9 protein-coding genes are annotated in these 9,192 nt (G+C 71.8%); 5 read left to right on the forward strand and 4 right to left on the reverse strand.

Going from position 1 to position 9,192, the window contains the following annotated elements:
• From CH341_RS24085 to CH341_RS24095, 3 genes are all read left to right on the forward strand, one after another.
• On the forward strand, positions 1-1,282 hold a 1,282-nt coding region (locus tag CH341_RS24085), incomplete at its 5' end, for an O-antigen ligase family protein (protein WP_111421524.1).
• Between the two features lie 113 nt (positions 1,283-1,395).
• Positions 1,396-2,418: a polysaccharide deacetylase family protein gene (locus tag CH341_RS24090; RefSeq protein ID WP_111421530.1), complete on the forward strand. Its 1,023-nt coding sequence runs from the start codon at positions 1,396-1,398 to the stop codon at positions 2,416-2,418.
• Positions 2,411-3,622 carry a glycosyltransferase gene (locus tag CH341_RS24095; protein WP_111421525.1) on the forward strand — a complete coding sequence of 404 codons (1,212 nt, stop codon included), beginning with the start codon at positions 2,411-2,413 and terminating at the stop codon, positions 3,620-3,622. Before CH341_RS24090 ends, CH341_RS24095 begins: the two co-directional genes overlap by 8 nt.
• 52 nt (positions 3,623-3,674) lie before the next feature.
• Here CH341_RS24095 and CH341_RS24100 read toward each other — a convergent pair whose 3' ends face one another.
• Positions 3,675-5,051 carry a hypothetical protein gene (locus CH341_RS24100; protein ID WP_245431226.1) on the reverse strand — a complete coding sequence of 459 codons (1,377 nt, stop codon included), beginning with the start codon at positions 5,049-5,051 and terminating at the stop codon, positions 3,675-3,677.
• 26 nt (positions 5,052-5,077) lie between these two features.
• Between CH341_RS24100 and CH341_RS24105 the strand changes: the two genes are divergently transcribed.
• Complete coding sequence (locus CH341_RS24105; protein WP_111421527.1) at positions 5,078-6,232, forward strand: glycosyltransferase family 4 protein; 1,155 nt, start codon at positions 5,078-5,080, stop codon at positions 6,230-6,232.
• Positions 6,229-6,648 (forward strand): VanZ family protein, encoded by a 420-nt coding sequence (locus CH341_RS24110; RefSeq protein ID WP_245431227.1) that lies wholly within the window; start codon positions 6,229-6,231, stop codon positions 6,646-6,648. Before CH341_RS24105 ends, CH341_RS24110 begins: the two co-directional genes overlap by 4 nt.
• Before the next feature lie 12 nt (positions 6,649-6,660).
• On the opposite strand, the gene CH341_RS24115 is transcribed toward CH341_RS24110, so the two are convergent.
• The 3 genes from CH341_RS24115 to CH341_RS24125 all read right to left on the reverse strand — a co-directional run.
• Positions 6,661-7,491, reverse strand: coding sequence for an IclR family transcriptional regulator (locus tag CH341_RS24115; RefSeq protein WP_111421528.1), 831 nt, complete (start codon positions 7,489-7,491; stop codon positions 6,661-6,663).
• Complete coding sequence (locus CH341_RS24120; protein WP_111421529.1) at positions 7,488-8,531, reverse strand: LLM class flavin-dependent oxidoreductase; 1,044 nt, start codon at positions 8,529-8,531, stop codon at positions 7,488-7,490. Before CH341_RS24120 ends, CH341_RS24115 begins: the two co-directional genes overlap by 4 nt.
• Positions 8,528-9,192 (reverse strand): xanthine dehydrogenase family protein molybdopterin-binding subunit (locus CH341_RS24125; protein WP_146604600.1); only part of this gene is annotated, 665 nt, incomplete at its 5' end. The genes CH341_RS24125 and CH341_RS24120, both read right to left, overlap by 4 nt.

Genomic DNA, 9,192 nt, shown 5'->3' on the forward strand with positions numbered 1-9,192 from the left:
CCTGGGCGGCCTCTCGCGGCTCGCCTTCGTGCTCGGCTGCGGCGCGGCCGGATGGTACGCGTGGCGGCGCAGCCCCGGCGAGCACCTGCAGGCCGCCCTGGTGCTGTTCGCCTTCGCGCCCTTCGTGCGCCGGCTCGTCGACCTGTCGGTCGGCTACGACCAGACCGGCATCATGCTGGTCGGCCCGCTGCTGGCGCTGCTCGCGCCCTTCCCGCAGCTCCTGCGCAGGCTGGAGAGCGACCGACCGCTCGACGCCCGCATGGGTCCCATCCTGCTGGTCGGCGCCTGCGTCGCCTACGCCACCGTGCTGTCGATGTTCCAGGGCGACTGGATGAACGCCGCCTCGGGCGCGCTCAAATGGTCGGTGCCGCTGTTCTACGCGGCCGCCCTGATCGACGCCGCCGAGCCCGAGGAGCTGGTGCGCCGCGCCGCCGCCGCCTTCGTGGTGATCCTGCCGCTGATCGGCCTCTACGGGATCTGGCAGTACGTCGATCCGCCGAGCTGGGACCGCTACTGGATGAGCTTCGCGCCGATCATGTCGGCCGGCCAGCCGATCCCGTTCGGGGTGCGCACCTTCTCGACCATGAACGGCCCGGCGAGCTTCGCCACCTTCACGGCGGTCGGACTGCTGCTGGTCGGCTTCCTGCGGCCGGGCTGGCAGACGCTGGTGTTCGCCAGCCCGGCGGCGCTGGCCCTGCTGCTGTCGCTGTACCGCACCGCCTGGCTGTCGCTCGCCGTCGGGCTCCTGTTCTGCCTCGCCTTCGCGACGACGCGGCGGCGTGCCGCCGTCGTGCTGGTCGGCCTCGTCGCCGCCGCCGTGCTGGCCGCGACCATGACGCCGTTCGGCGATGTGATCGGCGAGCGCCTCTCCTCGCTCTCCGAAGGCAGCCAGGACGGCAGCGCGCAGGAGCGGCTCGAAGAATTCGTCACCCTGTGGAGCCAGTGGGACTCCTCGCTGTTCGGCGTCGGCTTCACGGTCACCGACGTCGGCTCGGCCGGCGCCATGCCGGTCGACGGCATGATCATCGCCTGCTGGCTCACCATGGGGATCGTCGGCGGCCTCGCCTGCCTCACCGGCTTCGTCTGGGCCGCCGGGCGCGCCATCGCGACGTCGCTGCAGGACGGCCGCCGGGAGGCCGTGCTGGTCGGCGCGCTCGCCGCCGGCGGGCTGGCGCAGATGCCGCTCGCCAGCATCGCCTCGGGGGAGCTCGGCTTCCTGTTCTGGACCTTCGTGGTGCTGGCCTCGGCCGCGCCACACGCGACCGCCCGGCAAGCCGCATGATCACTGCCGTGACCCGCGACGAGCCGCCCGGCATGCCCCGCGCGATCGAGCCGCCGGCTCATCGCCGTGCTGATCGGCGGAACAGCGCACATGATCCGATCGAGGAGGACCTGATGGTGACGTCGACCACCGCGCCCCCCGCCCGGCGCCCCGGCGCCGAGAACCTCGTGCGCCCGGTGGGTGCCCTGGTGGACACCGTGCTCGGCTCACGCGGCTGCCTGTTCACGTTCCATCGCGTCGCCGCCCCGGACCGCTGGGAGACGCTGCCCAACCGCAACTTCTATCTCGATCTCGCCTTCATGGACCGGCTGCTCGGCTATCTGAAGCGCACCGGCTGGTCGATCGTCACCATCGAGGAGGCGATGCGCCGGACGCGGCGCGGCACCGCCGGCGACCGCTTCGTCAACTTCTCGGTCGACGACTGCTATCGCGACACCTTCGAGGAGGTGATCCCGCTGTTCCGCCGGCACGGCGTGCCGGTGACGCTGTTCGTCACCACCGGCATTCCCGACGGCACCCTGCCGATGTGCTGGGCCGGCCTCGAGGACACGCTTCTGAACAACGACCGGGTCGTGGTTCGCGGCGAGACCATCGCGGTGCCGACGTCGGAGGCGAAGCGCGCCGCCTACGACCGGATCGCCGCGGCCTGGGACCAGGACACGCCGGAGCTGCGCTACGCGGAGTTCTGTGCCGACAACGGCGTCGATGCGGACGCGATGGATCGCAAGCACGCCATCTCGTGGGACATGCTGGAGGCCGTGCGGAACGATCCGCTGGTCGAGATCGGCGGCCACACGGTGGCGCATCGCCGCATCTCCAGCCTCTCCGCCGCCGAGGCCTTCGCCGAGATCGACGGCTGCCGGAAGCGGCTGCAGGGGAGACTGGGCGTCGCGGCCGATCACTTCGCCTTCCCGTACGGCCGGTCCGGCGACTGCGGGCCGCGCGACTTCGATATCGTCCGCGAGGCCGGCTTCAAGAGCGGCGCCACCACCCGCAAGGGCCTGGTGCGGCACGGCCAGGACGTGTTCCGCCTGCCGCGCGTCACGCTCGGCGGCGCGCAGCGGCATCTGGCGCTGGCCGAGCTGCACCTCACCGGCGTGAGCGGCGTCGCCGCCCGGGTGCTCGGCCGTGTCTGAGAACCGCCGGCTCCGCGTCCTGTCGATCGCGCACCCCGCCGTCAGCCGTGACGTCGGGCGCCGCCGCTATTATCCGCTGGCGACGCGGGACGATCTCGACGTGCATCTGGTCGTGCCGGCGACGTGGCATCAGTTCGGCCGCACCACCACGGCCGATCCGCCGGACGATCCCGGCGTCACCGTGCACGTGATGCCGATCCGGCTTCCGAAGGCCGGACCGATGGGCTGGTACCTGCATTTCTATCCCGGCCTGCGCAAGCTGATCCGACGGCTCGATCCCGACGTGATCCATCTGTGGGAAGAGCCGTGGAGCGTCGTCGCGCTGCAGGCGTGCCTGCTGAAGGGTCGCGCCGCGCTGGTGATGGAGGTCGACCAGAACATCCTGAAGACGCTGCCGCCGCCGTTCGAGAGCATCCGCAGGCACGTGCTGCGCAACACCGCGCACGTGCTGTCGCGCAGCCCGGACGCGACCGCGGTGGTGCGCGCCCGCGGCTACACAGGGCCGGTGAGCCCGATCGGTTACGGCGTCGATCTCGACACGTTCCGGCCCGCCGCGGAGCCGCGCCGCAGCGGCACGTCGGCGCTACGGCTCGGCTATGTCGGCCGTCTCGTCGAGGAGAAGGGCCTCGACGACGCGCTCGACGCGATGACGCGGGCGCGCGCCGACATCACGCTGTCGATCCTGGGCGAAGGGCCGTACGAGCCCCGCCTGCGTGAGAGGATCGCGGCGCTCGGCCTGACGGAGCGCGTCGACATGCGCGGCTGGGCCTCGCCTGCCGAGGTCGCGCGCTTCATGCACGGTCTCGACGCGCTGATCCTGCTGACGCGCACCACCAAGGCGGTGCGTGAGCAGTTCGGCCGCGTCATCGTCGAGGCGCAGAGCTGCGGCGTGCCGGTGATCGGATCGACCTGCGGCGCCATCCCGGACGTCATCGGCGACGGCGGCTGGGTGGTTCCCGAGAGCGATCCCGCGACACTCGCCACGACGCTCGACTCGATCGCCGGAGCACCACCGGAGCGCGCCGAGAAATCGGCCGGTGGCCGAGGTAATGTCCTAGCCCGGTTTACATACGATGCGGTGGCCCAGGCCCTCGCGACGTCCTGGATCGCGGCGGCGGCAGAGACAAATTCTCGTGAAAAATCGCATAAAAATGGAAGTAGCGGGAAAACGACGGTATCGCATTCATACGCCGGCAACGAGTGACGCCACCTGATCACGACGGAGGTCGAGGATCGCGGCGCCGCATCGAGGAGCATCACCGAGGTCGTCGCGGCACCCTCAACATGTAGGTCTCGTTCTCTTGAGCAACGTCGACAGAGTTTGGTCCGCCATGAACCGGGAAGACGGTGCGCAACCCGTCGAAGCCCCACAGCTCGGCCGTCCTGGCCCAGTCGGGCAGGTCGACGGTCCAGGTGCGCCCCGGCTTGTCGGTCCAGCCCGGACGGTTCTGCCAGACCAGCAGGATGGCCTCGTCGCTCTCCAGGCGGAACATGCCGGTGTCGAGCGGATCGAGTGCAGTGAACCGCATGTCGCCGGCGAGCTGCATCACGGTGCGCAACACCACGGCGCGCGGGTCCGGCGTCCACGGATTCTCGGTGTCGGCCATCGCATAGGCGGGACCGTCGACCCGCACCGTGTCGCCGAGATTCCACGGCAAGGCCAGCACGGTGGCGGACCGCTTGCGGTCGGCCCCGACGACGCCGAGATGATCCCAGATCGCGGTCAGGAACAGGCTGGCCGCGAGCTTCCCATCCTCCCACGCCTCGACACGCGCGATGTTGTACTCGGTGGCGTAGAAGTTCACGTCGCGCTTCAGGCCGATCGCCGCCTTGACGCGGTCGAAGCAGTCCTGGGCCGAGAACTCGCGCCCGCGCGTCAGCGGAAACCAGCGGGCATTGTAGTAGGTGTGCAGGTCGATGCCGTCGAGCTTTCCGCTCTCCAGCAGATCCGCGATGGCCGGGCCGTAGCCGCGCAGCGTCGGGTCGCGCTGCGAGTTGCAGGTGGCGAAGCCGCCCGGCACCACCTTGAGCGAGGGATCGACGCTGTGGACGCCGTCGGCGAGACCGGCGAGCGCGTCGTGATAGGCGGCGTGCGGAATGGTCGCCAGCACGTCCGGCTCGTTGATGGCGGAGAAGACGGTGGCGCCGAAACCGCGCACGCCGTTCTCGCGCCCCCACTCGCCGTCCGGCCGGTAGCGCTGCGCATAGACGCGTCCGGCCTCGAACCAGTCGGCATAGGAGCCGATCGGCTGCGGCGGATCGAGGACCTGATAGCTGCCGTCGTACTCGAACAGAAGGACCGGCGTGATGCCGGCGCGGTGCGCCTCGCGCATTGCCGCGTCGAAGTCGCGCGGCGTCGGCCGGCGCGCGAGGTTGCGCCAACCGTAGGAGTTCATCCGGCCCAGCATCGCGCCGACGCCGTGCAGCGCCTGATAGAGCTGCCGCGACTCCGGCTTGCCGGCCAGATGCGTCACCAGATTTCCACCGCCGGTCCGCCACCGCAGTGTCGGCGCGGCCGGCTCGCCGCGCCCGACGCTCGGGCCGGCTTGCGCGGCGGCGGGTCCGCCTTGAGGGAGAGCGGATGCCATCACCAGCAGGAACGCGGCGACCGCGCCGCGACACGTCCGTCTCATCCGTCAACTTGTCCGGTCATCGCGCCATGACACTCCAAATCGTCCAGATTGTCCAGGAACTGAGCTCGGTCGGCGGCGTCGAAAGCGTCGCACTCGAGCTCTCCGGGGTGTTCGGCCGCGCCGGCGTCGCCAACTCGGTGATCGCCAGCAATGTCGGCACCATGGTCGACCGCAGGACCATGATCGAGCGGGTCGCCCCGTGGCTCGCCCGCATCCCGACCCGCGGTGCGCTGCGTCACATCGGCCGCGCCCTGGTGGTGCCGCTGTTCACCTTCGCGGCGACTTGGGCGGCGCGGCGCCATCGCGACGCCGTCGTGATCAGCCACGGCGACAGCCTGTTGGGCGACGTGCTGGTGGTGCACGCCGTCAACGCCGAGAGCCTGGCCGAGAAGCGCCGCTCCGGAAGCTGGCGCTGGCTCCTCAATCCCACCCATCTGTGGGTCGCGGCGCGCGAGCGCTGGATGATCGGCGGGCTGCGCTACCGGGTGTTCGTCGCGGTGTCGTCGCGCGTCGCCGACGAGCTGCAGCGCCATTACGGGGTGCCGCCCTCGCGCATCCGCGTCATCCCGAACGGAATCGACCTGCATCGCTTCCGTCCCGATCCGCAGGCCGGTGCCGCCATCCGGGACGAGTTCGGCATTCCGCGCGACGCCAAGCTGCTGCTGTTCGTCGGCCACGAGTTCGACCGCAAGGGTCTCGCCCACGCGGTCGAGGCGCTAGAGCATCTGGACGAGGACACCTGGCTGCTGGTCGTCGGCTCCGAGAACCCGGCTCCGTTCCGGCGCCAGGCGAAGCGTTCGGGCGACCGGCTGGTCTTCGCCGGCTCGCGGCGCGACGTCCAGTCGTTCTATTCGGCCGCCGACGCCTTCGTGTTCCCGACCTCCTACGAGACCTTCTCGCTGGTCTGCATGGAGGCGATGGCGAGCGAGCTGCCGGTCTTTGCCACGCCGGTGGGCGGCATCGAGGACTATCTCCACGACGGCGTGAACGGGTTCCGGATCGCCGCCGACGGCGCCGACATCGCGGCGAAGGTCCGGCGCGTGCTCGGCGATCCGGCCCTGCGCGACCGCCTGCGGCGCGGCGCGCGCGACACGGCGGAACGTTACGGCTGGGATCGGATCGGCGCCGAGTACATCTCGCTCGCCGAGGAGCTGAGTCGGCCCGTGGCGGGACGGACGTGACGGGGACGGTGGGCGACACGGTGAGCGTGGTGGACGTCGCAACGGTACGCGGTCTCGCCGAGCGGGTCGGCCGGATCGCGGCGGCCCTGATCGCGCTCGCGATCGTGCTGCTGTCGGTGGTGCCGCCCGGCCTGCGGCCGGTCGCCGCCTCGCAGAACGTCGAGCACGCGGCGATCTTCCTGCTGCTCGGCGCGGCCTTCGGGCTGGCCACCCCGCGCCACCCTCGGCTCAAGGTGATCACGATCGTCGCCTTCACGGCGGCGGTCGAGCTGATCCAGACGCTGGCGCCGGGCCGGCACGCCCGCTGGTCGGATTTCACTGTCGACTCGCTCGGCGCACTGGCCGGCCTGGCGCTCGCCGCGCTGGCGCTGCGGCTCGTCGACCACCTCGGCGCCGTGCACGCCGCGCGGCGGTGACGCGGCCGGAGATCAACGCGCCGCAGTCACCCGGGCCGCCGGGGCGCCGAGCTTCCGCGACGCGTTGCGGGCGGCGCTCAGCACGAGCTGGGCGATGCGGGTGCGGTCCGGCTGCTTGAGGCCGGCGGTCGGCACGGCGCCGCTGATCACCGCGATCGCGGCCCCGCTGACGTCTCGCACCACCGCTCCCACCGAGAAGAAGCCCTGGCGGTTCTCCTGGTCGCTGGTCGCGTAACCGAGCCGGCGCACGGTCGCCAGCTCGGCGATGAGCTGCGGCAATGCCACCTTGGTCCGCTCGGTCAGCTTGGGCAGCGGCTTGTGCGCCAGCAGCATCCGCACCTCGTCGTCGGAGAGCTCGGCGAGCAGCGCCTTCCCCATCGCGGTCGAGTGCAGATAGGTCTGGGCGCCGGGACGATGATTGACGGCGACCGGGCCGGCGCTCTGCACGGTGGCGAGATAGACGACGCTGCGGTCGCGCCGCACGCCGAGGAAGCCGCTGATCTCCTGCTCGGCGAGCACGTAGAGCTCCGGCATCACGGCCGAGTGCAGGCTGCTCTGCCCGACGAAGGAGCTGCCGACATGGAAGGCCTTGTAGCCGATCATGTAGCGCAGCGTCGCGTCGGTCTGCTCGAGATAGCCGGCGTTCGCCAGTGTCTTGATCAGCCGCTGCGCGATGCTCGGGGCGAGACGGAGTCGGCGGGCGATCTCGCGCACGCCGAGCGGCTCGGGCTGTCCGGCGAGCAGATCGAGGATCGCCAGCGCCCGGGCGACCGACTGGTTCTCGCCGCCCGGCTTCTCCCCCGCGGCCCGCGGGCTCGCGACCTTGCCGCTCGCCGCCGTCATGGCCCCGCCCCGGCGGCCGCGGCCCCGGCGCCGGCCAGGGCGGCGCCCATCAGGCCGATGTCGGCGATGGCCTCGTCGCCCTCGAAGGTGAGCGCCAGCTCGGTGACGCCGGCGGCCGCATAGGCCGCGGCGGCCGCCAGGCAATCGTCGGGCGTGCCGGCGATCGAGAAGGCGGCGGTGAAGCGCTCGTCCAGCACGGTCGCGGCATCCTCGCCGGCGCGCAGCCGCGCCGCCGCCGCCGCGAAGTCGTCCTCGCCGATGCCGGTGCCGTCCATCAGCGCATCCTTGGCCGAGGCGAGCCGCTGGCCGAGCGCCCAGAAGCCCGGCACCATGGCGCCGACCGCGCGCTTGGCGGCGGCGAGGGCGGTGGCGCGGTCGCGATGGATCGCGCAGGGCAGATACTGGACGACACGGGCGGCGCCGGTCCGGCCGACGGCCCGCCGCGCCTCCTGCATCAGCGCCGCGACCCGGCCCGAGAAGGCGGCCGAGCACATGTTGGAGACGATCAGCCCGTCGGCCGCCTCGCCGGCGAGCTTCGCCGTGAGATTTCCACGCCCGGCGAGCAGGATCGGGATGTCGGCCCGCGCCACGAAGTCGAGCTTGACCTTGCGGGCCGTGAAGGCGGGCCCGGCATGGTCGACTTCCTCGGCGCGCAGCAGCGTGCGGACGATCGTCACGGTGTCGCGCAGCGCCGGCACCGGCTTCTCGGCGCTCAGGCCGAGCTTCGCCACCGCCGAGGCGATGCCGGAGCCGATCGAGAGCCCGGCGCGGCCGTTGGACAGCTCGTCGATGGCGACGATCTCCATCGCCATCATGGTCGGGTGGCGGCTGAACGGGTTGAACACGCCGGCATTGACGGCGATCCGGCGGGTCGCCAGCGCGCAGGCCGCGGCGGCGGGCAGGATGCCGCGGGCGAACGCGTTCTCGGCGAACCACAGGCCCGAGAGGCCGGCCGTGTCGGCCGCGGTCGCCAGCGCGACACAGGCCGAGGCGGTCTGGCCGCCGTGCAGCCGGATGCCGATCTGCGGCAGCGTGGTCATGAGGATCCCCGTTCTGGCTCGTGCGAAGCCGCCGCGGCGCGCGCGTCGGCGATCAGCCGCCACACCCGCGGCGGCGACAGCGGAAGGTGATTGGGCTCGACCGCCAGAGACCGCAGCGCCGCCGCGACCGCGTTGGCGATGACGCCGCCGGTGGCGATCAGGCCGCCCTCGCCGGCGCCCTTGGCGCCGAGCGGATTGTTGGGGCAGCGGTGCAGGCCGAGCGAGATGCCGCGGATGCGCGGCACGTCGGTCGCGGTCGGCAGCAGATAATCGGCGAGCGAGCCGGTGAGGAGCTGGGCGTCCTCGTCGTAGACGAGATGCTCGAGAAAGACGCTGCCGAGCCCCTGCACGACGGCGCCGAGCACCTGCCCGTGCAGCGTCGCCGGGTTGATGACGCGGCCGACATCCTCGACCGTGACGTAGTCGATCACCTGCACGTGCCCGGTGCCGACATCCACGGCGACATGCGCCGCGTGGCTGCCGTAGCTGTAGGTGAGCTTCTTGTTGACGTAGGTGCGCTCGGCCGAGACGCCGGCGAAGGCGGCGAGCGGCAGCCGGCCGGCCGGGCCGCTCACCTGGCCGTCGGCGATGCGCACCTCGTCGGCCGCGCAGCCGAGCCGCGCCGCGGCGGCGGCCCGGATCTCGTCGCGCAGCGCCGCCG

It is taken from the genome of Rhodoplanes roseus (assembly GCF_003258865.1).
Classification (GTDB): domain Bacteria; phylum Pseudomonadota; class Alphaproteobacteria; order Rhizobiales; family Xanthobacteraceae; genus Rhodoplanes; species Rhodoplanes roseus.

What these genes read in the sequence shown, in the direction of transcription:
- CH341_RS24115 (WP_111421528.1), bottom strand. Translation starts at nt 7,491, where the DNA reads ATGACGGCGGCGAGCGGCAAGGTCGCGAGCCCGCGGGCCGCGGGGGAG.
- CH341_RS24100 (WP_245431226.1), bottom strand. Translation starts at nt 5,051, where the DNA reads ATGAGACGGACGTGTCGCGGCGCGGTCGCCGCGTTCCTGCTGGTGATG.
- CH341_RS24090 (WP_111421530.1), top strand. Translation starts at nt 1,396, where the DNA reads ATGGTGACGTCGACCACCGCGCCCCCCGCCCGGCGCCCCGGCGCCGAG.
- CH341_RS24120 (WP_111421529.1), bottom strand. Translation starts at nt 8,531, where the DNA reads ATGACCACGCTGCCGCAGATCGGCATCCGGCTGCACGGCGGCCAGACC.
- CH341_RS24105 (WP_111421527.1), top strand. Translation starts at nt 5,078, where the DNA reads ATGACACTCCAAATCGTCCAGATTGTCCAGGAACTGAGCTCGGTCGGC.